General features: G+C 66.4%; 24 protein-coding genes. 18 read left to right on the forward strand and 6 right to left on the reverse strand.

The genetic code is table 11. The features are described from left to right. The first annotated feature begins 95 nt into the window (after window positions 1-95). From AB4Z32_RS02495 to ccoS, 5 genes are all read left to right on the forward strand, one after another. Window positions 96-1,646, forward strand: coding sequence for a methyl-accepting chemotaxis protein (locus tag AB4Z32_RS02495; protein ID WP_441934039.1), 1,551 nt, complete (start codon window positions 96-98; stop codon window positions 1,644-1,646). 87 nt (window positions 1,647-1,733) lie between these two features. After that, a complete protein-coding gene (gene hemN, locus AB4Z32_RS02500) occupies window positions 1,734-3,167 on the forward strand; it encodes an oxygen-independent coproporphyrinogen III oxidase (protein ID WP_441934041.1) in 1,434 nt (477 codons plus the stop codon). A gap of 7 nt (window positions 3,168-3,174) precedes the next feature. Then, a complete protein-coding gene (locus AB4Z32_RS02505; RefSeq protein ID WP_441934449.1) occupies window positions 3,175-3,924 on the forward strand; it encodes a sulfite exporter TauE/SafE family protein in 750 nt (249 codons plus the stop codon). Then, window positions 3,921-6,338 carry a heavy metal translocating P-type ATPase gene (locus AB4Z32_RS02510; RefSeq protein ID WP_441934042.1) on the forward strand — a complete coding sequence of 806 codons (2,418 nt, stop codon included), beginning with the start codon at window positions 3,921-3,923 and terminating at the stop codon, window positions 6,336-6,338. The genes AB4Z32_RS02505 and AB4Z32_RS02510 overlap by 4 nt, the downstream gene beginning before the upstream one ends. Next, complete coding sequence (gene ccoS / locus AB4Z32_RS02515; RefSeq protein WP_441934044.1) at window positions 6,338-6,478, forward strand: cbb3-type cytochrome oxidase assembly protein CcoS; 141 nt, start codon at window positions 6,338-6,340, stop codon at window positions 6,476-6,478. The genes AB4Z32_RS02510 and ccoS overlap by 1 nt, the downstream gene beginning before the upstream one ends. A 161-nt stretch (window positions 6,479-6,639) precedes the next feature. On the opposite strand, the gene AB4Z32_RS02520 is transcribed toward ccoS, so the two are convergent. Then, window positions 6,640-6,945 (reverse strand): TraR/DksA family transcriptional regulator, encoded by a 306-nt coding sequence (locus AB4Z32_RS02520; protein ID WP_441934046.1) that lies wholly within the window; start codon window positions 6,943-6,945, stop codon window positions 6,640-6,642. Between the two features lie 133 nt (window positions 6,946-7,078). On the opposite strand from AB4Z32_RS02520, the gene ccoN reads away from it, so the two are divergent. Genes ccoN through AB4Z32_RS02550 form a run of 6 tightly spaced genes read left to right on the forward strand, consistent with a single transcriptional unit; the run spans window position 7,079 to window position 12,199 of the window. Beyond that, complete coding sequence (gene ccoN, locus AB4Z32_RS02525; RefSeq protein WP_441934048.1) at window positions 7,079-8,542, forward strand: cytochrome-c oxidase, cbb3-type subunit I; 1,464 nt, start codon at window positions 7,079-7,081, stop codon at window positions 8,540-8,542. 18 nt (window positions 8,543-8,560) lie between these two features. Next, window positions 8,561-9,175, forward strand: a complete 615-nt coding sequence (ccoO, locus tag AB4Z32_RS02530; protein ID WP_441934050.1) for a cytochrome-c oxidase, cbb3-type subunit II — start codon at window positions 8,561-8,563, stop codon at window positions 9,173-9,175. Between the two features lie 13 nt (window positions 9,176-9,188). Further along, complete coding sequence (locus AB4Z32_RS02535) at window positions 9,189-9,365, forward strand: cbb3-type cytochrome oxidase subunit 3 (RefSeq protein WP_441934051.1); 177 nt, start codon at window positions 9,189-9,191, stop codon at window positions 9,363-9,365. Further along, window positions 9,358-10,293, forward strand: coding sequence for a cytochrome-c oxidase, cbb3-type subunit III (ccoP, locus tag AB4Z32_RS02540; protein WP_441934053.1), 936 nt, complete (start codon window positions 9,358-9,360; stop codon window positions 10,291-10,293). The genes AB4Z32_RS02535 and ccoP overlap by 8 nt, the downstream gene beginning before the upstream one ends. Continuing rightward, window positions 10,290-11,678, forward strand: coding sequence for a cytochrome c oxidase accessory protein CcoG (gene ccoG / locus AB4Z32_RS02545; RefSeq protein WP_441934055.1), 1,389 nt, complete (start codon window positions 10,290-10,292; stop codon window positions 11,676-11,678). Before ccoP ends, ccoG begins: the two co-directional genes overlap by 4 nt. An 11-nt stretch (window positions 11,679-11,689) precedes the next feature. Beyond that, on the forward strand, window positions 11,690-12,199 hold the full coding sequence (locus AB4Z32_RS02550; protein ID WP_441934057.1) for a FixH family protein: 510 nt from the start codon (window positions 11,690-11,692) through the stop codon (window positions 12,197-12,199). Between the two features lie 6 nt (window positions 12,200-12,205). On the opposite strand, the gene uraH is transcribed toward AB4Z32_RS02550, so the two are convergent. Continuing rightward, a complete protein-coding gene (gene uraH / locus AB4Z32_RS02555) occupies window positions 12,206-12,610 on the reverse strand; it encodes a hydroxyisourate hydrolase (protein WP_441934059.1) in 405 nt (134 codons plus the stop codon). Window positions 12,611-12,731: 121 nt separating this feature from the next. On the opposite strand from uraH, the gene AB4Z32_RS02560 reads away from it, so the two are divergent. The 5 genes from AB4Z32_RS02560 (at window position 12,732) to AB4Z32_RS02580 (ending at window position 17,775) form a co-directional block, all read left to right on the forward strand. Continuing rightward, window positions 12,732-13,400 (forward strand): heavy metal response regulator transcription factor, encoded by a 669-nt coding sequence (locus AB4Z32_RS02560; RefSeq protein WP_441934061.1) that lies wholly within the window; start codon window positions 12,732-12,734, stop codon window positions 13,398-13,400. Beyond that, window positions 13,397-14,785 (forward strand): heavy metal sensor histidine kinase, encoded by a 1,389-nt coding sequence (locus AB4Z32_RS02565; protein ID WP_441934063.1) that lies wholly within the window; start codon window positions 13,397-13,399, stop codon window positions 14,783-14,785. Before AB4Z32_RS02560 ends, AB4Z32_RS02565 begins: the two co-directional genes overlap by 4 nt. A gap of 35 nt (window positions 14,786-14,820) precedes the next feature. Then, on the forward strand, window positions 14,821-16,659 hold the full coding sequence (locus AB4Z32_RS02570) for a DUF885 domain-containing protein (protein ID WP_441934065.1): 1,839 nt from the start codon (window positions 14,821-14,823) through the stop codon (window positions 16,657-16,659). A 65-nt stretch (window positions 16,660-16,724) separates the two neighbouring features. Further along, window positions 16,725-17,165 (forward strand): DUF695 domain-containing protein, encoded by a 441-nt coding sequence (locus AB4Z32_RS02575; protein WP_441934067.1) that lies wholly within the window; start codon window positions 16,725-16,727, stop codon window positions 17,163-17,165. A 91-nt stretch (window positions 17,166-17,256) separates the two neighbouring features. After that, window positions 17,257-17,775 (forward strand): GNAT family N-acetyltransferase, encoded by a 519-nt coding sequence (locus AB4Z32_RS02580; protein ID WP_441934069.1) that lies wholly within the window; start codon window positions 17,257-17,259, stop codon window positions 17,773-17,775. A 115-nt stretch (window positions 17,776-17,890) separates the two neighbouring features. Here the strand turns inward: AB4Z32_RS02580 and AB4Z32_RS02585 are convergent, their stop codons facing one another. Continuing rightward, window positions 17,891-18,088 (reverse strand): hypothetical protein, encoded by a 198-nt coding sequence (locus tag AB4Z32_RS02585; RefSeq protein ID WP_441934071.1) that lies wholly within the window; start codon window positions 18,086-18,088, stop codon window positions 17,891-17,893. 330 nt (window positions 18,089-18,418) lie between these two features. Between AB4Z32_RS02585 and AB4Z32_RS02590 the strand changes: the two genes are divergently transcribed. Then, complete coding sequence (locus tag AB4Z32_RS02590; protein ID WP_441934073.1) at window positions 18,419-18,640, forward strand: hypothetical protein; 222 nt, start codon at window positions 18,419-18,421, stop codon at window positions 18,638-18,640. A 14-nt stretch (window positions 18,641-18,654) separates the two neighbouring features. Here AB4Z32_RS02590 and AB4Z32_RS02595 read toward each other — a convergent pair whose 3' ends face one another. The 3 genes from AB4Z32_RS02595 to fnr all read right to left on the reverse strand — a co-directional run bounded on the left by AB4Z32_RS02595 (window position 18,655) and on the right by fnr (window position 20,441). Next, window positions 18,655-18,975: an EthD family reductase gene (locus AB4Z32_RS02595; RefSeq protein ID WP_441934075.1), complete on the reverse strand. Its 321-nt coding sequence runs from the start codon at window positions 18,973-18,975 to the stop codon at window positions 18,655-18,657. A gap of 24 nt (window positions 18,976-18,999) precedes the next feature. Beyond that, complete coding sequence (locus tag AB4Z32_RS02600; RefSeq protein ID WP_441934077.1) at window positions 19,000-19,461, reverse strand: GNAT family N-acetyltransferase; 462 nt, start codon at window positions 19,459-19,461, stop codon at window positions 19,000-19,002. Between the two features lie 209 nt (window positions 19,462-19,670). Beyond that, complete coding sequence (fnr, locus tag AB4Z32_RS02605) at window positions 19,671-20,441, reverse strand: fumarate/nitrate reduction transcriptional regulator Fnr (protein WP_441934079.1); 771 nt, start codon at window positions 20,439-20,441, stop codon at window positions 19,671-19,673. 198 nt (window positions 20,442-20,639) lie between these two features. Here fnr and AB4Z32_RS02610 point away from each other — a divergent pair, with 198 nt between their 5' ends. Then, window positions 20,640-22,067 (forward strand): cytochrome ubiquinol oxidase subunit I, encoded by a 1,428-nt coding sequence (locus AB4Z32_RS02610; RefSeq protein ID WP_441934081.1) that lies wholly within the window; start codon window positions 20,640-20,642, stop codon window positions 22,065-22,067. Window positions 22,068-22,071: the final 4 nt, after the last annotated feature.

Consider the following 22,071-nt stretch of genomic DNA (forward strand, 5'->3'; position numbering starts at 1 on the left):
AAAGGTTTTTGATGTAGATCAAGGAAATGACCCGATTGACGTCTGTACACTTCGCGTGTTAGAAGTATTGCCGTAAAGAAACAAGGGAGTTTGTCGTGCGCACCAACCTGCCGGTCACCGGCATCGAATACATCCTCACCGATGGCCAGTCCATCGTCTCCAAAACCGACACCAAGGGACGCATCACCTACGTCAACCCCAGCTTCATCGAGGTCAGCGGCTTCGAACCCGAAGAACTGATCGGCAAGGCCCACAACGTGGTCCGCCATCCCGACATGCCGCCCGAAGCCTTCGCCGACCTGTGGCAGACGCTGAAGGCCGGTCTGCCCTGGACCGGCATGGTCAAGAACCGCCGCAAGAACGGCGATTATTACTGGGTGGTCGCGAACGTGGTGCCGGTCAAGGAGAACGGCGTCACGGTCGGCTACATGTCGGTGCGCACCCGTCCCGAACGCGAACAGGTGAAGGCCGCCGAGGAGCTGTACCGTCGCTTCCGCAATGGGGAGGCGCAGGGCCTGGCGATCCGCCGCGGCGCCGTGGTCCGGGCTGGCCTGCAGGGCCGCCTGCGTGCCCTGCGCAACCTGCCGCTGGGCCGGCGCCTGGGCCTGATGCTGGGCACCCAGTCGGCCCTGCTGGTGGCGCTGGCGGCCGCCGCCGACGGTACCGTCTGGCGCGTGCTGGGCGGCGCCGGCGCGCTGCTCACGCTGCTGGCCTGGGCCGAGCTGCAGCGCTCCATCGTCGGCCCGCTGCGGCAGGCCCAGGACGCGGTCCACGCACTGGCCGGCGGCGACCTCTCGCACCTGCCGCCGGTGGGCCGCGACGACGAAGTCGGCCGCCTGCTGCTGGCGCTGCGTCAGCTGAACGTCAACCTGACCGCCATCGTCGGCGACGTGCGCGCCAACGTCGCCTCGATCGAGTCCGCCACGCGCGGCATCGCCGCCGGCAACCAGGACCTGGCGCGCCGCACCGAGTCCCAGGCCGCCAGCCTCGAGCAGACCGCCGCCAGCCTGGCCCAGGTGGCCGCCGCGGCCGGCAACAACACCGACAGCGCGGTGCGGGCCGACGGCCTGGTGGACACGGCCTCCAGCGTGGCCGACCGCGCCGGCGTCTCGGTCCAGCAGGTGGGCGCGACGATGGGCCAGATCAGCGGCTCGGCCACCCGCATCGTCGACATCATCGGCCTGATCGACGGCATCGCCTTCCAGACCAATATCCTGGCCCTGAACGCGGCCGTCGAGGCGGCCCGCGCGGGCGAGCAGGGCCGCGGCTTCGCGGTGGTCGCCGGCGAGGTACGCTCGCTGGCCCAGCGCTCGGCCGGCGCGGCCAAGGAAATCAAGCGCCTGATCGAGGATTCGGTCGAGCAGATCGGGCAGGGCGACGAACTGGTGGGCGCCGCCGGGCAGACCATGCGCGAAGTGGTCGCCTCGGTGCAGGAAGCGGCGAGGATCATGCACGGCATCACCGTCGCCTCGCGCGAGCAGCACGGTGGCATCGCCCAGGTCAACGCCGCCATGCGCGACCTGGACGGCATCACGCGCGAGAACGCGGCCCTGGTCGAGGAAGCGGCGGCGGCGTCGGCGAATGTGGCCGAACAGGCAAGCCATCTATCGCAGGCTTTGTCGGTGTTTAAGGTCGGCCGTTTTTGATGCAGGTCAAGGATTTTCCTGATCTAAATCAATAGACTCCTTGCATACAGTGCGCTACCCATCGGTAGCGCCCGCAAGGAGTTCCTCATGACGCAGCAGTTGCAAGCAGTACCCGCCAAGATCCCGCCCTTCCAGCCGCATGTCGATTTCGACGCCGGGCTGATCTCCCGCCTCAGCAAGTCCGGCCCGCGCTACACCTCTTACCCGACCGCCGACCGCTTCACGGAAAGCTTCGGCTACCGCGACTACCTGCACGCCGTGGCCGACCGCCGCACGCGCGGGAATGCGCGTCCACTGTCGCTGTACCTGCATATTCCGTTCTGCGACACGGTCTGCTACTACTGCGCCTGCAACAAGATCGTCACCAGGAACCGCGAAAAGGCGGCCACCTACCTGGCTTACCTGAAGCGCGAAGTCGCGATGCAGGGCGCCCTGTTCGCCGGGATGAACGATGTCGAACAGCTGCACTTCGGCGGCGGCACGCCCACCTATCTGTCGGATGCGCAGATGGGCGAGCTGATGGACCATCTGCGGCGCTGCTTCCGCTTCGCTCCGGATGCAATCGGCGAGTATTCCATCGAAGTCGACCCGCGCACCGTGTCGGTGGAGCGCGTGCACAGCTTGCGCGCGCAAGGCTTCAACCGCATCAGCCTGGGCGTGCAGGATTTCGACGCCGAGGTCCAGAAGGCCGTCAACCGCATCCAGCCGGAAGAAGAGACGCGCGCCGTGATCGCCGCCGCGCGCGCCGCCGGCTTCCGTTCGGTCAGCATCGACCTGATCTACGGCCTGCCGAAGCAGACCCCGCAGACCATGACGGCCACCCTCGCGAAGGTGGTGGCCGCGGATCCGGACCGCATCGCCGTCTACCACTACGCCCACCTGCCGCACCTGTTCAAGCCGCAGCGCCGCATCCTGGAACAGGACATGCCGGACAGCGACGCCAAGCTGCGCATGCTCCAGATGTGCATCGAGCGCCTCACCGCCGCCGGCTACGTTTACATCGGCATGGACCATTTCGCCAAGCCGGAAGACGACCTCGCCATCGCCCAGCGCCAGGGCCGCCTGCACCGCAACTTCCAGGGCTATTCGACCCATGCGGATACGGACCTGGTCTCCTGTGGTGTCTCCGCCATCGGCGCGGTGGGCGCGACCTACAGCCAGAACGTCAAGACCCTGGACGCCTACTACGATGCGCTCGACCGCAACGATCTGCCGGTGGCGCGCGGCACCCGCCTCGGCATGGACGACGTCCTGCGACGCACCGTGATCCAGAAGCTGATGTGCCAGTTCGAGCTGTCGATCTCCACCATCGAGCAGGCCTTCCCGGTGGTATTCCGCCAGTACTTCGCGGCCGAACTGGCGCAACTGGCGGCGATGGAAGAGGATGGACTGGTGGTCGTGAACGGCGACTGGATCAGCGTCAGCAGCAAAGGGCGCCTGCTGATCCGCAACGTGTGCATGGTGTTCGACCGCTATCTCGCCACCCGCAGCGCCGAACCGCATTATTCGAAGACAGTGTGAAATGGGTATCGGTGGTATCGGCCTGTTGCCGGTGTTCGTGGTCGGGCTGCTCGGCAGCGTGCACTGCGCCGGCATGTGCGGCGGGATCGTCGGCGCGCTGTCGGTGGCGCCGGTGACGCTGCATGCTGCGCGCCCGGCCCGTCCGGCGCTGGCAAATGGTCTGGCATACAACGCCGGCCGCATCGGCAGCTACATGCTGGCGGGTGCGCTGGCCGGCGGGATCGGCCAGGGCGCCGGCGCGCTGGCGCGGCTGCCGGCGCTGCAGACGGGCGCCTACTGGATGGCCAACCTGATGCTGGCCATGCTGGGGCTGTATCTGATGGATGCCTGGCGCGGCCTGGCGCGGCTGGAGCAGGGCGGCCAGATCGTCTGGCGCCGCGTGCAGCCGCTACTGCGCCGTGTGAGCCCGGGGCCGGGCGCGGGCCTCGGCCCGGGCCGCATGCTGGCCGCCGGGCTTCTGTGGGGCTGGCTGCCCTGCGGGATGGTCTACAGCGTGCTGGTGACGGCCATGCTGTCCGGCTCCGCCGCGGGCGGCGCGCTGGTGATGCTGGCCTTCGGCCTCGGCACGCTGCCGATGCTGCTCGGTCTCGGCCTGCTGGGCGCGCGCCTGCGCGCTTCCCTGCGCCGGCGCGAGGTGCGCCTGGCCTGCGGCGCGCTGGTGCTGGGCTTCGGCCTGCTCGGCCTCGCGCGCGCGGCCGGCGGCCTGCCGCACAGCTGGCTGGAGAGCGTCTGCCTGACGCCGGGAGGTGGAGCATGAACGCGATTGCCGACTTTGCCGCCTGCTACCACTGCGGCCAGCCGGCCGTCGGGGGCAGGCGCTGGCAGGCCAGCATCGGCGGGCAGGCGCGCACCATGTGCTGTCCCGGCTGCGCCGCCGCCGCCCAGGCGATCGCGGACGCCGGCCTGCACGACTACTACGACAGCCGCACCGCCTTCGCCGCCCCGCCTGACGACACCGGCGGCAGCGATGCGTCCCTGAAGCTCTACGACGAGATGGGGCTGGACGGTGACGCCGTGTTCACCGTCGAGGGCCTGCGCTGCGCCGCCTGCGTGTGGCTGATCGAACGCCGCGTAACTTCGCTGCCGGGCGTGCAGTCCTGCGTGCTGAACGTCGCCACCGAGCGCCTGCAGGTGCGCTGGGATGCATCGATCTGCCGTCCCAGCGCCATCATCGCGGCCTTGCGCGCCATCGGCTATACCGCCTATCCCTACGACGCCACCCGCCACGGCGCCCAGCTCGAACGCGCCCGCAAATCCCTGATGCGGCGCCTGTTCGTGGCCGGGCTGTCGATGATGCAGGTGATGATGTACGCCGTCCCGGTCTACATGGCCACCGACGGCACCATGGACGCCGACATGACGGCCCTGATGGGCTGGGCCTCCTTCCTGCTCACGCTGCCCGCGGTGAGCTACTGCGCCTGGCCGTTCCTGTGCGGCGCCTGGAGCGACCTGCGGCGCGGCCTGCCCGGCATGGACGTGCCGGTGGCGCTGGGCATCCTGGCCGCCTTCGTGGGCAGCGCGGTGTCGCTGGTGCGCGGCAGCGGCGAGGTCTATTTCGATTCGATCACCATGTTCGTGTTCCTGCTGCTGGGCAGCCGCTGGCTGGAACTCGATGCCCGCCGCAAGGCCGCGCGCGCACTGGAAAGCCTGCAGCATGCGGCGCCCGCCACCGCGCTGCGGCTGCCGTACTGGCCGGCTTCGATCGAGCCCGAAACCATCGCCGCCGGCAAGCTGGTGCCCGGCGACGTGATCCTGGTCCCGCCCGGGCAGACGGTGGCGGCCGATGGCGTCATCCTCGAAGGTCACACGGAAGTCGACCTGTCCCTGCTGACCGGCGAGAGCCGCACGCGGCCGATGGCGCCCGGCGACCAGCTGCCCGGCGGCGCCGTCAACGTGGCCCAGGCGGTGACGGTGCGGGTGAGCAGCAGCGCCGCCGCCAGCACCCTGGCGACCCTGGTGCGGCTGAGCGAACGCGCCGGCCAGGACAAGCCGAGACTGGCGCAGTGGGCCGACCGCGTCGGCGCCTGGTTCGTGGTGGTGCTGCTGGTGCTGACGGCCGCCGTGTTCGCGTACTGGCATGCGGTGGACCCGGCGCGCGCCTGGCCGGCGGCAATCGCGGTGCTGGTGGTGTCCTGTCCCTGCGCGCTGTCGCTGGCGACGCCGACCGCGTTGGCGGCGGCATTGGAACGCCTGCTGCGCCACGGCGTGCTGGCCGTGAAGCCGCACGTGCTGGAGACCCTGGAGCGGGCTACCCACGTGGTGTTCGACAAGACCGGCACCGTGACCCGCGGCCGTCCCGTGCTGCGCGACACCGTGACCCTGGGCATGGCCGAAAGCGCCGACTGCCTGCGCATCGCGGCGGCGCTCGAAGCGGGCAACGCGCATCCGCTGGCCCAGGCCCTGCGCGAAGCGCGGGCCGCGCTGGACGCCGCCGCGCTGGAGGCGGACAGTATCGAGAATGTGGTCGGACAGGGCATCGAAGGCGAGGTGGCCGGCCTGCGCTACCGCCTGGGCAGCGCTGATTTCGTGGCCGCCCTGGCCGGCGGCGTGGCGCCCCTGGGCGCGCCGGCCGGCGCCAGCGCGGTCTGGCTGGGCAGCAGCGACCGCTGGCTGGCCCGCTTCGACCTGGTCGACGCCCTGCGCCCCGAAGTGCCGGCCCTGGTGCGCCAGCTACAGGCGCGCGGCAAGACCGTGCTGCTGCTGTCCGGCGACGACGAGGAAGCGGTGCAGGCAGTGGCCGCCCAGCTCGGCATCCGCGAGGCGCGCGGCCGCCAGCTGCCGCAGGACAAGCTGGACGCGGTGCGCGCCCTGCAGGCCGAGGGTGCGGTGGTGGCGATGGTCGGCGACGGCATCAATGACGCCGCCGTGCTGAGCGGCGCCGACGTCTCGTTCGCGATGGGCCAGGGCGCCCAGTTGGCCCAGCTGCATGCCGACTGCGTGCTGCTGGATACCGGCGACGCCGGCCTCGAACCGCTGGGCGAAGCGGTGCGCACCGCCGGCGCCTGCGTGCGCATCATCCGCCAGAACCTGGGCTGGGCGATGCTCTACAACCTCGTGGCGATACCGGCCGCTGCCAGCGGCCTGCTGAATCCCTGGCTGTCCGGCCTGGGCATGGCCGGCAGTTCGGCCCTGGTGGTGCTGAATGCCTTGCGGCTGAGGAGGGCGGGCTGATGGAAGCCCTGTATCTGCTGATTCCGCTGAGCCTGATCCTGGTGGCGTTTGCGGTGTGGATTTTCTTCGGGGCGGCCGAGAGCGGGCAGTTCGAGGATCTGGATGGGCCGGCTTTGCGGATACTGAATGATGATGATTAAGCGTCGTTCCCGCCACCACCGTCGTCCCCGCGAAGGCGGGGCCTCAAGTTTGCTTGAGCTGGCACGACGCTCGCAGAACCTTGACCCCCGCCTGCGCGGGGGCGACGTTTACAAGTCAATGGTGCCTGGGACAAGGCGGCGGTGCTCCGCGTTGCAGGTCGTTACATCGTCGGCCCGCGCCCGGTCCGCTGTTCCTTCTCGATCCGCTCATGGCATTCGATACGGGTCTGCACCGTAGGCGTCGCCAGCAGATCGGTTTCGTGCTCGGCCAGGTGTTCTTCGTTGTGGCTCAGCATTTCGCCGGCCGGGGCGTCGTCGTTCGAGCCCATGCGGGCCATCGGCGAGATCGCCGGGCGGTCGTCGGTGCCGCCGCCGCTGCGGGCACGGATGGTGGCAAGCATGTCTTCGCGGCTCCGGCGCAGACGCTTGCCGATTTCTTCGTGCGGTTCTGATGCGATGGGTGGCATGCGAAGTCCTCAAGTGTGGGTTTTTGTCTCCTGCCACAGCCCGTTCCGGACATTTTGATTCACATCAAGGATTTTCCACGTTCAGAAACTTACGCTCCTGATGTCGTCCTTTATTTCTTCTAGGGAGTGCATCTTGAGCACCAGTCTAAACTACAACTATAAGATCGTGCGCCAGTTTGCCATCGCCACCGTGGTCTGGGGCGTGATCGGCATGCTCGCCGGCGTCTGGATCGCGGCCCAGCTGGCCTGGCCGGCGCTGAACTTCGACATCCCGTGGCTGACCTACGGCCGCCTGCGCCCGCTGCACACGAATGCCGTCATCTTCGCCTTCGGCATCTGCGGCCTGTTCGCCACCTCCTACTACGTGGTGCAGCGGACCTGCCAGGTGCGGCTGTTCTCGGACAGGCTGGCCGCCTTCACCTTCTGGGGCTGGCAGGCGGTGCTGGTGGCGGCCGCGATCACGCTGCCGATGGGCTTCACGCGCGGCAAGGAATACGCCGAGCTGGAATGGCCGATCGCGATCCTGATCGCCATCGTCTGGGTGGCCTATGCGGTGGTCTTCTTCGGCACCATCGTCAAGCGCCGCGTGCAGCACATCTACGTCGCCAACTGGTTCTTCGGCGGCTACATCATCGCCGTGGCGGTGCTGCACATCGTGAACGGCATGTCGATGCCGGCGTCGCTGTGGAAGTCCTACTCGATGTACGCCGGGGTGCAGGACGCGATGATCCAGTGGTGGTACGGCCATAACGCGGTCGGCTTCATCCTGACCGCCGGCTACCTCGGCATGGTCTACTACTTCATCCCCAAGCAGGCCGAGCGCCCGGTGTATTCCTATCGCCTGTCGATCGTGCACTTCTGGGCCCTGATCTTCACCTATATGTGGGCCGGCCCCCACCACCTGCACTACACCGCGCTGCCCGACTGGACCCAGTCGCTGGGCATGGTGTTCTCGCTGATCCTTTTGGCGCCGTCCTGGGGCGGCATGATCAACGGGATGATGACCCTGTCGGGCGCCTGGCACAAGCTGCGCTCGGATCCGATCCTGAAGTTCATGATCGTCTCGCTGTCCTTCTACGGCATGGCCACCTTCGAGGGCCCGATGATGTCGATCAAGACCATCAACTCGCTGTCCCACTACACCGACTGGGGCATTGCCCACGTCCACGGCGGCGCGCTGGGCTGGGTCGGCTTCATCACCATGGGATCGCTGTATTACCTGATCCCGCGCCTGGCCGGCAAGAAGCAGATGGAAAGCGTGGCCCTGATCGAGGCCCACTTCTGGCTCGGCACCATCGGCATCGTGCTGTACATCGCCGCGATGTGGATCGCCGGCGTGATGCAGGGCCTGATGTGGCGCGCGGTGAACCCGGACGGCACCCTGACCTATACCTTCGTCGAAGGCGTCAAGGCCACTTATCCCTACTACGTGATCCGCTTCGGCGGCGGCCTGATGTACCTGAGCGGCATGTGCCTGATGGCTTATAACACCTGGCTGACGATGCGCGGCACCCGGTCCGTCGATGCGCGCATCCCCGACCTGCAGCCGCACAAGCCAGAACCCGCCGCGAACGGCGCCGTCCCCGAACACGCATAAACAAAGCAAGGAACCATCATGAAATTCACCCACGAGTGGATCGAGAAGAACCCCTGGCTGCTGATCGGCCTGGTGCTGGTCGTGATCTCGTTCGGCGGCCTGGTCGAGATCGTGCCGCTGTTCTTCCAGAAGTCGACCACCGAGCCGGTCGCCGGCCTCAAACCGTATTCCGCGCTGCGCCTGGCCGGCCGCGACATCTATATCCGCGAAGGCTGCTACAACTGCCACTCGCAGATGATCCGTCCCTTCCGCGCCGAGACCGAGCGCTATGGCCACTATTCCGTGGCCGGCGAGTTCGTCTACGACCACCCCTTCCAGTGGGGCAGCAAGCGCACCGGCCCGGACCTGGCGCGCGTGGGCGGCCGCTACTCGGACGAGTGGCACCGCACCCACCTGGACAACCCGCGCGACGTGGTCCCGGAATCGAATATGCCGGGCTATCCCTGGCTGGCCAGCAACAAGCTCGACCCGCAATCCATCGTGCCGAAGATGCGCGCGATGCAGCGCCTGAACGTGCCGTACTCGGAAAAGGACGTGCAGGACGCGCCGGCCGAACTGGAAGGCAAGAGCGAGCAGGACGCACTGATCGCCTACCTGCAGGGCCTGGGCACGCAAATCAAGACAAGGAACTGAGCGAGGAACCGACATGGCACTTCAACATATTTTCGACGACGCGAGCCGTATCATGACGGTGATCAGCTTCGCCACCTTCGCCGGCATCCTGGCCTGGACCTACGTGCTGCGCAAGGAACACGATTTCGCCCAGGCGGCCGCGCTGCCTTTCGCCGACGATAACGACGACATCGGAGAAGACTATGTCTGACTTCACCAGCGGCTTCTGGAACTGGTACATCGTGCTGATCACGGTGCTCGGCATCGCCGGCTGCGCGATCCTGCTGTGGTCCCAGTCAAAGCACAAGGTCAGGATCGGCGATGACGGCCAGCTTGACAAGACCACCGGCCACGTCTGGGACGAAGACCTGACGGAGCTGAACACCCCGATGCCGCGCTGGTGGATGGGACTGTTCTACCTGACCATCGTGTTCGCGGTCGTCTACCTGGTGCTGTATCCAGGCCTGGGCACGTACGCGGGCAAGCTGGGCTGGAAATCCAGCGGCGCCTATCAGCTCGAGGTGAAGCAGGCGAATGCCGACTACGGCCCGCTGTTCGACAAATACCTGAAGCAGGACATCAAGATGGTGGCGCGCGACCCGCAGGCCCATGCGATCGGCGAGCGCCTGTTCCTGAACTACTGCGCCCAATGCCACGGCTCCGACGCGCGCGGCAACAAGGGTTATCCGAACCTGACCGACAAGGACTGGCTGTACGGCGGCGAACCCTCCGTCATCAAGGAAACCATCATGAAGGGCCGTAACGGCCAGATGCCGCCGATGGGCGCGGCCCTCGGTGCCGACAGCGATGTCGAGAACGTGGCCCACTACGTGCGCAGCCTGTCCGGCCTGACCGCGGATCCGGTCAAGGTCGCCTTCGGCAAGCCGAAGTTCGGCGCCTGCGCCGCCTGCCATGGCGCCGACGCCCATGGCAACCCGGCCCTGGGCGCACCGAACCTGACGGACAAGGTCTGGCTCTACGGCGGCAGCGCGGAAACCATCATGGAGACCATCCGCAAGGGCCGCAACAACACCATGCCGGCCTGGGGCGAATTCCTCGGCGAGGGCAAGGCGCACGTGCTGGCGGCCTATGTCTGGAGCCTGTCGAACGATCCGAACGCGCCGGAGGCGGCAAAATGAATGCGCGGGAGCCCGTGGTGAAGGAAGCGGTCATCAAGATGTACGCCGCGCGCGAGGAGATCCACCCGCGCGAGGTGAAGGGCCGCTTTGCCACCTTGCGCTGGGCCTGCGTCTGGCTCACGCAGATCCTGTTCTACGGCCTGCCCTGGCTGCAATGGAACGGACGCCAGGCGGTGCTGTTCGACCTCGGCGCCCGCAAGTTCCACCTGTTCGGCCTGGTGCTGTGGCCCCAGGACTTCATCTACCTGGCCGGCCTGCTGATATTCTCCGCCTACGGCCTGTTCCTGGTGACGACCGTCGCCGGGCGGATCTGGTGCGGCTATGCCTGCCCGCAGACGGTGTACACCGAGATCTTCCTGTGGATCGAGCGCCGCATCGAGGGCAACCGCAGCGCACGCATCCGCCTCGACCGCCAGCCGTGGACGGCGGAGAAGCTGGGCAAGCGCGGCGCCAAGCACCTGGCCTGGGGCATCGTCGCGCTGTGGACCGGCTTCAGCTTCGTCGGCTATTTCACGCCCGTGCGCCAGCTCGGCCATGAGGCGCTGGGCTTTTCGCTCGGCCCCTGGGAAGCCTTCTGGGTGCTGTTCTACGCCTTCGCCACCTACGGCAACGCCGGCTGGATGCGCGAGCAGGTCTGCAAGTACATGTGCCCCTATGCGCGTTTCCAGAGCGCGATGTTCGACCGCGATACCCTGATCGTCAGCTACGACACGGCACGCGGCGAACCGCGCGGCGTCTCCAGGACCGAGCAGAAGGGCGACTGCATCGACTGCAGCATGTGCGTGCAGGTCTGCCCGACCGGGATCGACATCCGCAGGGGCCTGCAGTACGAGTGCATCGGCTGCGCCGCCTGCATCGATGCCTGCGACAGCGTGATGGACAAGGTGAACAAGCCGCATGGCCTGATCCGTTATGCGACCGAGAATGCGCTGGCCGGCGGCTGGTCCGCGGCCCAGGTCAGGCGCCGCCTGCTGCGTCCGCGCGTGGTCGGCTACGGCCTGGTGTTCTTCGCCATCGCCGCGGCCTTCGCCGGCGCGCTGGCCCTGCGCACCCCGCTCAAGCTGGACGTGATCCGCGACCGCGGCGCGATGGGGCGCGAAGTCGAGGACGGCATGATCGAGAACGTCTACCGCCTGCAGATCATGAATACGGCCGAGCGCGAGCACCTGTACCGCATCCACGTGGACGGCATCGCCACCGCCGGCATCGCCGACGAGGACCTGGTCGAACTGGCCGGCGCCTCGACGCGGGCGGTGCCGGTGCGGGTAAGAGTCCAGCCCGGCAAGGCGGCCGGCGGCTCGCACCCGATCCGCTTCACGGTCAGCGCCCTCGACGACCCCTCGCTGCAGGTGAGCGAGAAGGCGGTTTTCATCGTTCCGAAATGAGAGGAAGCGACATGCACGTCACGCCCGATACCGCCCAGGCAGCGCCCTGGTACACGCACCGCTGGCCCTGGTTCCTGATGCTGGGCCCCGCCACGGTGGTGGTGGCCGGCTCCTTCGCCACCTGGCTGGCGCTCGGCCACCCGGACGCCATGGTGGTCGACGACTACTACAAGCAGGGCAAGGCCATCAACCAGGACCTGCGCCGCGACCGCGTGGCCAGCGCGATGCGCATCGTGCTGGACATGCGCTACGGGGGCGGGCGCCTGACCGGCCGGATCGAAAGCCTCGGCCGGCCGCTGGCGGCGCCGTTTACCATCCGGCTCGCGCATCCGACGTTGCCGGAACGCGACCTGAGCCTGCTGGTGAAGCCAGATGCCGACGGCGCCTTCTCGGTGCCGCTGCCGGTGCTGGAACAGACCCACTGGCAGGTGGTCGTCGAAGGCAGCCGGCGCGACTGGCGCCTGGCGAAGAGCTGGTCCTGGCCGCGCCAGCGGGAACTGGCGATCGCGGCCGATCGTTAGCAAGCCCTAGTTCCCGCGGTAGGTCGAGAAGCCGTAGGGGCTGAGCAGCAGCGGGATGTGGTAGTGCGGCAGCTTGCCGTCCGCCTTGAAGATCACCGGCACCTCCGGAAAGAAGGTCTCGGCCTGGCGCGCGGCGAACCACTTGCCGGTCTTGAAGGTGACCTTGTAGGTGCCCGCGCTCCATGCGCGGCCGTCCGGGAAGAGGGCGCCGATCCGGCCCTGTTGGTCGGTCGCGGCGGTATTCAGCGGGGTCCAGCGTCCGTCCTCCTGCTTTTCGAGCACGACCTCCACACCGGGCGCCGGCCGTCCATCCTGCAGGTTCAGCACGTGCACGCTCAGCGGGTTCGGCGCGGCCGCATGGGCAGCGTTCATCAGGGCGCCGGCGGCCAGCAGGCAAGCCATTTTCTTCATCGTCATCCTCCTCGTCCATATCGATGGCATCCATGGTAGCCAGCAGCGTCGCAGGCATGGATGACGCTTCGATTACAACTTTGTAAGCCAGCGGCGGCGCGCGCGCGGTAAGCTATGCGGCATGACGATCCTGATTGTGGAAGACGAAGCGAAGACCGCGGACTACCTGCGCAAGGGCCTGCAGGAGTCCGGCTACCTGGTGCAGGTGGCGGCCACTGGGTCCGAGGGGCGCAGGCTGATCGAAAGCGAGCGCTATGACCTGGTGGTGCTGGACGTGATGCTGCCCGGCGTCGACGGCTGGGAGCTGCTGCGCCGGCTGCGCCGCGAATCCGATGTGCCGGTGATGTTCCTGACCGCGCGCGATGCCGTCGAAGACCGGGTCAAGGGACTCGAACTGGGCGCCGACGACTACCTCGTAAAACCCTTTTCGTATGCCGAGTTCCTGGCGCGCGTGCGCACGCTGCTGCGGCGCACCGCGCGCGACGCCGAACGCCTGCAGGCCGCCGACCTCGAACTCGACCTGCTGCGCCGCCAGGCCATCCGCGCCGGCGAGCGCGTCGAGCTGACCAACAAGGAATTCGCGCTGCTGCACCTGCTGCTCAGCCGCGAAGGCGAGGTGCTGTCGCGCACCTATATTGCGTCCCAGGTCTGGCGCATGAACTTCGACAGCGACACCAACGTCGTCGACGTCGCCATCCGCCGCCTGCGCGCCAAGATCGACGACGGCCATTCCCTGAAACTGATCCACGCCGTGCGCGGGGTCGGCTACGTGCTGGAGGCGCGCGCTTGAGCGGCTGGCCGCGCGCGCTCAGCCAGCGCCTGGCCCTGCTGTTCGCGCTCGGCAGCGCGCTGCTGCTGGGCGCCATCTGCATCTTCCTGTACGGCGCGCTGGAACGCGAGATCGCCTGGCGCGACGACCAGGCCCTGGCCGGACGCATCGAGCGGACGCGTTCCCTGATCGAAGACAGCGCCGACCTCGAAGTCCTGCGGCGCCGGCCGCGCCTGTACGACAATATGCTCGGCAACCGCGACAGCGCGCTGTGGATCGTCGATGCCGCCGGCCAGGTACGCATCGCGGTCGACCCGGCCGGCGTGGCCTTGCCCGCATCGCTCTCCACCTTGGCGCCCGGCGACGGCAAGCTCGTGCTGCGCACCATCGAGGGCAGGCAGCCGGTGCGCCTGGCCTGGATGCGGGTGCCGGGCCCGGACGGCAGCCTGACCCTCATCGCCGGCAAGCTGCTGGCCGAGCGCGAGCAGATGCTGGGCGCCTACCGCCTCAAGCTGTGGCTGGCGCTGGCCGCCGGTTCCGGCCTGGCCTACCTGCTCGGACTGGCGGTCGCCACGCGCGGCTTGCGGCCGGTGCGCGAGCTGGCCGCACGCGCCGCCGCGATCGACGTCCAGCACCTGTCGCTGCGCCTGGTCGACGCCAGCGAATTGAGCGAGCTGCAGGCGCTGCGCGCGGCGCTGAATCAGATGCTGGAGCGCCTGGAAGCCGGCTTCGCCCAGCTGGCGCGCTTTTCCGAAGACCTGGCCCACGAGATGCGCACGCCCCTGAACAACCTGATGGGGCAGACCCAGCAAGCCCTGAGCCGGGCCCGCTCGGCCGCGGATTACCAGGACGTGCTGGTGTCGAACCAGGAGGAGTACGAGCGCCTGGCGCGCATGATCGACAGCATGCTGTTCCTGGCCCGCACCGAAGCCTCGTCCGCGATCGCGCGCGAAGCCGTCGACCTGCACGAACTGGCCGCCCAGCTGTGCGACTACTTCGAAGGCATGGCCGAGGAACGCGGCATGGCGCTGCTGAACCGCATGCAGGGCAGCCTCCCGGCCGACCGCGAGCTGCTGCGCCGCGCCCTGGCCAACCTGCTGGCCAATGCCCTCCGCTATGGCGAGGCCGGCACCGCGATCACGCTCGCCGCCGGCGTCACGGCAGGCGGCATTGAACTGTCGGTCCACAACCTCGGCGCGCCGATCGCGTCCGAACACCTGCCGCATCTGTTCGAGCGCTTCTACCGCTGCGATCCGGCGCGGCACGGCCCCGGCGAATCGGGCGGCCTCGGCCTCGCCATCGTTCGTTCCATCATGCAACTGCATGGCGGCAGCGTGCGGGCGGAGAGCGGCCCCGAGGGCACCCGCTTCGTATTGACGTTTCCAAGCGTGGAGGCTTCATGTTAAATTTCCGTTAGTCAACAAAAACACGGAAGAGAGACATGACCCAGACCCGACAGCGCATCCTGCGCACGACCATCGCTTCGCTGTTCCTCCCGCTGGCCCTGGCCGCCGTCATGCCTCCGGCCATTGCCGCCGGCAAGACGGCCAAGGCCGCCGCCACGGCGCCCGCCGTCAAGCCGAACAAGGCCTTCGACGCCTGGGCCGACCGCTTTGCCGAAGACTGGGTGCGCGCCAATCCGCAAGAGGCGACCTCGACCCAGTATTTCACGGGCGCCGAACAGGACGCCCTCGACCGTCAGCTGACCCCGCTGACCCGCGCCCAGCGCCAGAAGCGGATCGCACTGGCCAGGAGCGGCGTGGCGCGCCTGGACAAATTCCTGGCCGGCCCGCTGAGCGAAGAACAGCGCACCTCGGCCGCGGTAATGCGCTGGAGCCTGGCCAACACCGTCGACAGCGAACCCTACGAAGACTACAACTTCGTGTTCAGCCAGTTCGGCGCCCAGGTCGGTCTGGTCAACTTCATGACCAACACGCATCCGATGCGCCGCGCATCCGACCTCGCCAGCTATATGGCGCGCCTGGAGCAGGTGGGACCGCGCCTCGACGAAGCCCTGGTGCGCGCCAGGGAGGCCGCCGCGAAAGGCATGCTGCCGCCGCGCTTCATCCTCGAACGCGGCCAGTACCAGGTCGACCTCTTCCTCAAGCCGGAAGCCGGCCAGAACGTGCTGGTGACCACCCTCGACCAGCGACTGGCGAAGCTGCCGGACGTGCCGGGAGCGGCGCGCAGCAAGGCGGTCGCGGATGCCGCGCGCATCGTCGACGCGAAGATCCGCCCGGCCTACCAGCGCATCCAGGCCTTTTTGGCCGAGATCCATCCACGGACCAACGACACCGCCGGCATCTCGCGCCTGCCGGGCGGGCTCGCGGCCTACCAGCAAGCCCTGAAAACCTACACGAGCACCAACCTGACGGCGGAACAGATCCACGAGATCGGCCTGCGCGAAGTCGCCCGCATCGAAGCCGAGATGGACCGCCACCTGCGTTCGCTCGGCTATACCGACGGCACGATCGAGCAGCGCATGAAGCAGCTGGATGCCAGCTTCCAGCCGAAGGGAGAAGGGGATCCGCGTCCCGAGATCCTGCAGAAGTACGCGGCGATGGTGGCGGACGCCGAACAGCGCAGCAACGCCCTGTTCAAGCTGAAGCCGCGCGCCCCGGTGGAAGTGCGCCGCGAGCCGCCGCTGACCGAGCCTTCGGCCTCGGCCCACTACTCGCTGCCGGCGCCGGACGGCAGCCGTCCCGGCATTTTCTGGGTGCCGATGCGCGGCCCTACTTTCGACATGATCCGCATGCGCAGCCTGTCCTACCACGAAGCGGTGCCGGGCCACCACTTCCAGCTGGCGATCCAGCAGGAACAGACCGGCCTGCCGAAATTCCGCGCCCAGCGCATCTTCGGCGGCGGCAGCGCCCACAGCGAAGGCTGGGGCCTGTACGCCGAGCGCCTGGCGGTGGAGCAGGGCTGGTACGAGGGGGACGTCCCGGGCCTGCTCGGCGCCCTCGGCTCCGAACTGTTCCGCGCCCGCCGCCTGGTGGTCGATACCGGCCTGCACACCAAGGGCTGGACCCGCCAGCAGGCGATCGACTATGGCATCGGCGCCCAGGAAGTGGAGCGCTACATCGCCCGCCCGGGCCAGGCCTGCGCCTACATGATCGGCATGCTGCGCATCCTCGAACTGCGCGACCAGGCCAGGCGCGAGCTGGGCGACAAGTTCTCGCTGCCGGCCTTCCATGACGTGGTGCTGAAGAATGGTTCGGTACCGCTGGATGTGCTGGGGGAGATCGTGCAGCGCTGGGTGGCGCAGCAGAAGGCTGCCTGAAGACGGATACGAGGATGTGTGGTTCGACTCCACGCTGTTATCGGAAAGATGAAGGCAAACAAGCCATGACGACATCGAAGCGAAGCTGGCTCAACGGCAATACCATGTACGAGGGCTTTCCGCTCTATATGCGCCGGCCGGACGTCAAGGTCGCGGAGTTCGCGCGACTTCGGCCGACGTTTCCGCGATTGCTGGTACTGACGCACAAGCTGAAGCATGTGAGGGAAAACGGTCTTCCGGAAGGGGATTACAACGACTCGCTCATAACGCTGGGCAGCTGCGTGACGACGCCCTTCGACGATGAAACGCGAGGGCTGATTGCCGTTATCGAAACCTTTGCAGGCAAGCGGACTTACTATATCTATCTTGCGCCTTCATTCGATGCGAAAGCTTTTGTTCAGGGAGTCAAGGATCGTTTTCCCGACGAAGAGTTCGCCGGCAAGGTGCATGAAGACCCGACGTGGAAGTTCTTTCATGGGTATGCCGGGGAGTTTCAGTTTGCTTAGGAATGCCGAACAAAACCTCGTGCCTGTCGCTGAGCAAGGATGCCGTACGCGGTGGCTGAACACCATGTAAACATTTAAGGATGCACTTCTCATGAATGACGCCCTTACGATTTCCGTGCCTCGCCTTCACACCGATCGGCTTACGCTTCGGGAATATCGTGTTGAAGACTTCGAATTATTTGCGGATCATTTGTCGAATGCTGAAAGCTCAGCGCATTTAGGCTCGGCAGACCGTCAGACCGCCTGGCGCATCTTCAACTCACATGCTGGATTCTGGCTCCTGAACCGGGCTGGCTGGTGGTCGATAGAGGACCGGCAGACAGGTCAGCTGGTTGGCAGCGTGGGCGCTTTCTTCCGCCACGAATCAACCGTGATGGAGATGGGATGGAATACCTATCGGGCATTCTGGGGAAAGGGAATTGCGAACGAAGCGGCGGCGGCAGTCCTGAAGTATGCGTTCGAGGTCCGGGGTGAGCCGAAGGTTCGGGCACTGATCGCTTCTGGCAATGAATCATCGCGTCGTGTCGCCGAGCGCCTGGGAATGACGTACGAAATGAAAACTGAACTGAACGGCAAGGAAATCAATAGTTACGTGCGTGAGAATACCTGAAGCGGCTGCGATCGGCGATATGCCGATGTCCCTTCGGGTCCCATGAGCGGACGTGGGCAGTCGCATCATGGCAATCGTATTTGCATGCGGTCCCGGACAGTCCACCTGGACGCGATTACTCCGGAAATTCCGGCTGCTGCGAAGGTGGGTTGTGGCGACGCCTATTCGGCTCCAAAAAGATGCGCATCTCGAAATCAGGCGGGAGGGGCCGCTCTGAAAGTTCGCCGGCGGCGTGCGCGCGTACTTCAGCAGAGCTCGAGTAGATCGCTGCGTCGATCAATAGGGCGGTCTTGTAGTCGCGGCGTCGGTTCATCACGCGATTCCCAATAGTGGGCGGATATGCTGAGTATATCCATTCGCGCTTGAGGTGGCGCGCCCGGCAGTGAAGCGAATCCGGCTTATGCAGCCTGGCTCGGCACCGCCCGGGATTACGTGTACTGCATCGACGACGCTGGTAGATCCTGGCGCCGATCTGCACGAATATGGTTTCCCCTCGGGTGGGTCATTTCGGCACCGGTTTGCCAACCGTCGTGGTGAGCGATCGAATATCACCCAAGGCGCCGCACCAGTTCCGCCAGGCGGCGGCCACACGGTCCGCATCCACGTTGCTCAGGTAGTCCTGCCTTCGCAGGCCGGCGCCGCCATGGACATGGCGGGCCGCAACTTCGACCAGTTCACGGCGGAACAGCGCGCCGCCGTGGTCGCCGCCCACCCGCGCGGACAGGATTTCGGCCACCGGGTGCTGAAGCGGCGCCCGGACACCACCTTCGCTAGCTTCAATGACGATTTCCTCGCCTTCAAGGGTCCCGGATTCCAGCGCGGGAACATGTGCGGCATCCTTCCCGGCTCGCGCTGGGAAGGATGAGGCGGCCGCCCGGCTCAGGCTTGGCCGACCACCACCTGACTGATCTGGACGACCGGCGTCTGGTTGGTGTAATTCGGAATGTCGCCCATGATTTCCTTCGTATGCGGGCCGAAGCCGGCCTGGAAGGCATCGACCGAGTCGCAGAACAGGTGACCCATGGCGATGTAGGGCGCGTTCGACGCCGGCGCACCGCCGGCCATTCCCCTGTCGATCGTGTAGTACATTAAAGCATCGCCCATCAGTTCCTTCACCATGGGCATGTGCCGCTCCCGGTAGTAGTCGTCGTCGAAACGGGCGTCCGGGCCGTTGGGATACATCACGCTCACCTTGATCATCTCTGTCTCCTCGTCGTAATTGCTTCAGTTCGATTTCGATGCCGGAATTTCGTAAAAACAGAGTTTGTCGCCACGATTCGCCATTTCTACGCCGACCTGGTCCAGGGCTTTACGCGCAGCCTCGTTGTCCTTCGGGCAGGTGATGATGAACGAGTCCATTCCGTGTCGCGACGCCAGCTCGCCCAAGGCCTTGATGGCGTCTTTGCTGTGACCTCTGTTCCGGTACGCTTCATCCACGTATCCCCCGGCGTTGCCGATCTCTCCCACCGCTTCCGGCGCGCCCGGTGCAAAGTGATACTGGCCGACAAGAGCTCCGTCGTCGTCGACGAGATTGAAGACATAGAGTGGAAGCTTGCGTATCGGATCGAATCGAAACCCATCCAGATCGAGCCGGGTTCGGCCTTCGCGCAAGCTGCCAATGTCCTCAAGAAGCCCATGGCGGGATGGCGCGCCCGAGAGTTCTTCAACTAAGTTACTTGTCGTCATGTCGACCTCCGTTTTGTGCTTGGCCTACGTCAGACGACCAGCATGTACCCACTGGATCTTATTGTCGAGGGGAGTGCCTGAAATACAACTGCCTGGCCCTGGGCCCGCAAGGCGAACAAATGGTCGTGCAAGTCGTCGACGGCAACGTCGTCGCGCCGGAAGCCGCACCGGCCGATCAAAAGCCGGAAGCAATCCAACAGGCTAGTTGATCACGCCATCGGACTGCACTGCTCGGTCCCGGCCGCCATCGCCTTCAGCCGCGCCGGTTCGAGCAGGGTCACTTCGCGCTTGTCGACCTGCAGCAGGCCAAGCTTCTTGAAGCGCGACAGCAGGCGGCTGATGCTCTCGATGGTCAGCCCCAGGTAGTTGCCGATGTCCTCGCGCGACATGCGCAGCTGGAAGCTGTTGGCCGCATAGCCGCGCGCGGCGTAGCGGGCCGACAGGTTCACCAGGAAGACGGCGAAGCGCTGCTCGGCGCGCATATTGCCGAGCAGGAGCATGACGTTCTGCTCGCGCGTGATTTCCTGGCTCATGATGCGGTGGAAGTGGCGCAGCAGGGCAGGCACCTGGCCAAACAGGTCTTCCAGGTTGGTGAAGGGGATCTCGCAGACTTCGCTGTCTTCCAGCGCGACGGCGTCGCAGTGGTGGCGGTCGGCGCTGATCGCATCCATGCCCAGCAGTTCGCCGGCCATCTGGAAACCGGTGATCTGCGCCTCGCCGGCCGCATTCACCTGGTAGGTCTTGAAGTGGCCGAAGCGCACCGCGTAGAGGTTGCGGAAGGGCTCGCCCATCTTGTACAGGGCTTCGTCGCGCTCGAGACGGCGGCGGCGGCCGATGATCTTGTCGAGGCGGTCGATGTCCGCGTCTTCCAGGCCCATCGGCAGGCACAGCTGGTGCATGCTGCAGGCCGAGCAGCTGGCCTTGAGCGCGGGAACGTTCAGCGGCTTGTCGTCGCTCTGGAAAGAGATGGCCTGGATCATCGGATAAAGGATGCGAATGGATGTCAATACCCCGGATTATACGGCCCCATGCCGAGCTTGCGTTCGCAAAGCCGGGGCTGCCTCGACGCCTGATCATACTCCGTGGCATTTTGAACGCGGCCAGGCATCGCTACTGCGCCAATCGTGCGCGGCTCAGCACGTGCTAGATTCTACACACGACAATAGCGGAGGGGACTCATGTTCGGATTGGCGGCATTGGACCTGGCGCGCCTGCAGTTCGCGTTCACGATGTCGTTCCACATCCTGTTTCCGGCCATCACCATCGGCCTGGCCAGCTACCTGGCCGTGCTCGAGCTGTGCTGGCTGAAGACCAGGCGCCAGGTCTTCGTCGATCTCTATCACTTCTGGCTGAAGATCTTCGCCGTCAACTTCGGCATGGGCGTGGTCTCCGGCATCGTGATGGCCTACCAGTTCGGTACCAACTGGAGCTATTTTTCCGAATATGCCGGCGCCATCACCGGGCCGCTGCTGGCCTACGAGGTGCTCACCGCCTTCTTCCTGGAGGCCGGCTTCCTCGGCGTGATGCTGTTCGGCTGGACCCGGGTCGGGCCCGGGCTGCACTTCCTCGCCACCTGCATGGTCGCGCTCGGCACCTTGATTTCCGCCACCTGGATCCTCGGCTCGAACAGCTGGATGCAGACGCCGCAGGGCTACGACATCGTCAACGGCCGCATGGTGCCGGTCGACTGGTTCAAGATCGTCTTCAATCCCTCCTTCCCCTACCGGCTGGTGCACATGTCGATCGCGGCCTTCCTGTCGACCGCGCTGTTCGTCGGCAGCTCGGCGGCCTGGCATCTGCTCAAGGGACGGGGGAGCGAGGCGGTGCGCACCATGCTGTCGATGGCGATGTGGATGGTGCTGATCGTGGCGCCGATCCAGGCCGTGGTCGGCGACATGCACGGCCTGAACACTCTCAAGCACCAGCCGGCCAAGATCGCCGCCCTCGAGGGGCATTGGGAAAACGAGGGCGACAAGCCCCTGCCACTTTTGCTGTTCGGCATACCCAGCATGGAGGACGAGGAAACCAAGTTCGCCATCGGCATCCCGCGCGTGGGCAGCTGGATCCTGACCCATACCTGGGGCGGCCAGATCAAGGGTTTGAAGGAATTTCCGCGCGACCAGCGGCCGAATTCCCTGATCCTGTTCTGGAGTTTTCGCGTGATGGTGGGCCTGGGCCTGCTGATGATCGCGCTGGGCGCCTGGGGCGTGTGGCTACGCTTCAGGAAGCGCCTGTTCGACAGCCGCGGCTTCCTGCGCATGGCCATGTGGATGGGGCCGGCGGGTCTGGTAGCGGTGCTGGCCGGCTGGATCACCACCGAGGTCGGGCGCCAGCCCTGGATCGTCTATGGCGTGCTGCGCACCGCCGACGGCGCCTCGAAGATCGACGCCGGGCCGGTGGCGCTGAGCCTGGCGCTGTTCGTGGTTTCCTACTTTTTTGTGTTCGGGGTCGGCATCGCCTATGTGCTGAGGCTGGTGCGCAAGGGGCCGCAAGCCTTCGATACCACGCGCATCCCGCAAGGCGGGCCGGGCAGGGGACGCACGCCGGCGCGGCCGCTGTCGGTGCCGGAGGCCGATGCCTCCGCCAACCAAGACAATATGACGTGAACAT

The sequence above is a fragment of the Massilia sp. 2TAF26 genome (assembly GCF_052115005.1).
Taxonomy (GTDB): Bacteria; Pseudomonadota; Gammaproteobacteria; order Burkholderiales; family Burkholderiaceae_D; genus Telluria.

Coding starts and splice junctions, on each gene's coding strand:
- hemN (WP_441934041.1), top strand. CDS start 1,734: ATGACGCAGCAGTTGCAAGCAGTACCCGCCAAGATCCCGCCCTTCCAG.
- AB4Z32_RS02510 (WP_441934042.1), top strand. CDS start 3,921: ATGAACGCGATTGCCGACTTTGCCGCCTGCTACCACTGCGGCCAGCCG.
- ccoS (WP_441934044.1), top strand. CDS start 6,338: ATGGAAGCCCTGTATCTGCTGATTCCGCTGAGCCTGATCCTGGTGGCG.
- AB4Z32_RS02520 (WP_441934046.1), bottom strand. CDS start 6,945: ATGCCACCCATCGCATCAGAACCGCACGAAGAAATCGGCAAGCGTCTG.
- ccoO (WP_441934050.1), top strand. CDS start 8,561: ATGAAATTCACCCACGAGTGGATCGAGAAGAACCCCTGGCTGCTGATC.
- AB4Z32_RS02535 (WP_441934051.1), top strand. CDS start 9,189: ATGGCACTTCAACATATTTTCGACGACGCGAGCCGTATCATGACGGTG.
- ccoP (WP_441934053.1), top strand. CDS start 9,358: ATGTCTGACTTCACCAGCGGCTTCTGGAACTGGTACATCGTGCTGATC.
- ccoG (WP_441934055.1), top strand. CDS start 10,290: ATGAATGCGCGGGAGCCCGTGGTGAAGGAAGCGGTCATCAAGATGTAC.
- AB4Z32_RS02550 (WP_441934057.1), top strand. CDS start 11,690: ATGCACGTCACGCCCGATACCGCCCAGGCAGCGCCCTGGTACACGCAC.
- uraH (WP_441934059.1), bottom strand. CDS start 12,610: ATGAAGAAAATGGCTTGCCTGCTGGCCGCCGGCGCCCTGATGAACGCT.
- AB4Z32_RS02560 (WP_441934061.1), top strand. CDS start 12,732: ATGACGATCCTGATTGTGGAAGACGAAGCGAAGACCGCGGACTACCTG.
- AB4Z32_RS02570 (WP_441934065.1), top strand. CDS start 14,821: ATGACCCAGACCCGACAGCGCATCCTGCGCACGACCATCGCTTCGCTG.
- AB4Z32_RS02575 (WP_441934067.1), top strand. CDS start 16,725: ATGACGACATCGAAGCGAAGCTGGCTCAACGGCAATACCATGTACGAG.
- AB4Z32_RS02580 (WP_441934069.1), top strand. CDS start 17,257: ATGAATGACGCCCTTACGATTTCCGTGCCTCGCCTTCACACCGATCGG.
- AB4Z32_RS02585 (WP_441934071.1), bottom strand. CDS start 18,088: ATGAACCGACGCCGCGACTACAAGACCGCCCTATTGATCGACGCAGCG.
- AB4Z32_RS02590 (WP_441934073.1), top strand. CDS start 18,419: ATGGACATGGCGGGCCGCAACTTCGACCAGTTCACGGCGGAACAGCGC.
- AB4Z32_RS02595 (WP_441934075.1), bottom strand. CDS start 18,975: ATGATCAAGGTGAGCGTGATGTATCCCAACGGCCCGGACGCCCGTTTC.
- AB4Z32_RS02600 (WP_441934077.1), bottom strand. CDS start 19,461: ATGACGACAAGTAACTTAGTTGAAGAACTCTCGGGCGCGCCATCCCGC.
- fnr (WP_441934079.1), bottom strand. CDS start 20,441: ATGATCCAGGCCATCTCTTTCCAGAGCGACGACAAGCCGCTGAACGTT.
- AB4Z32_RS02610 (WP_441934081.1), top strand. CDS start 20,640: ATGTTCGGATTGGCGGCATTGGACCTGGCGCGCCTGCAGTTCGCGTTC.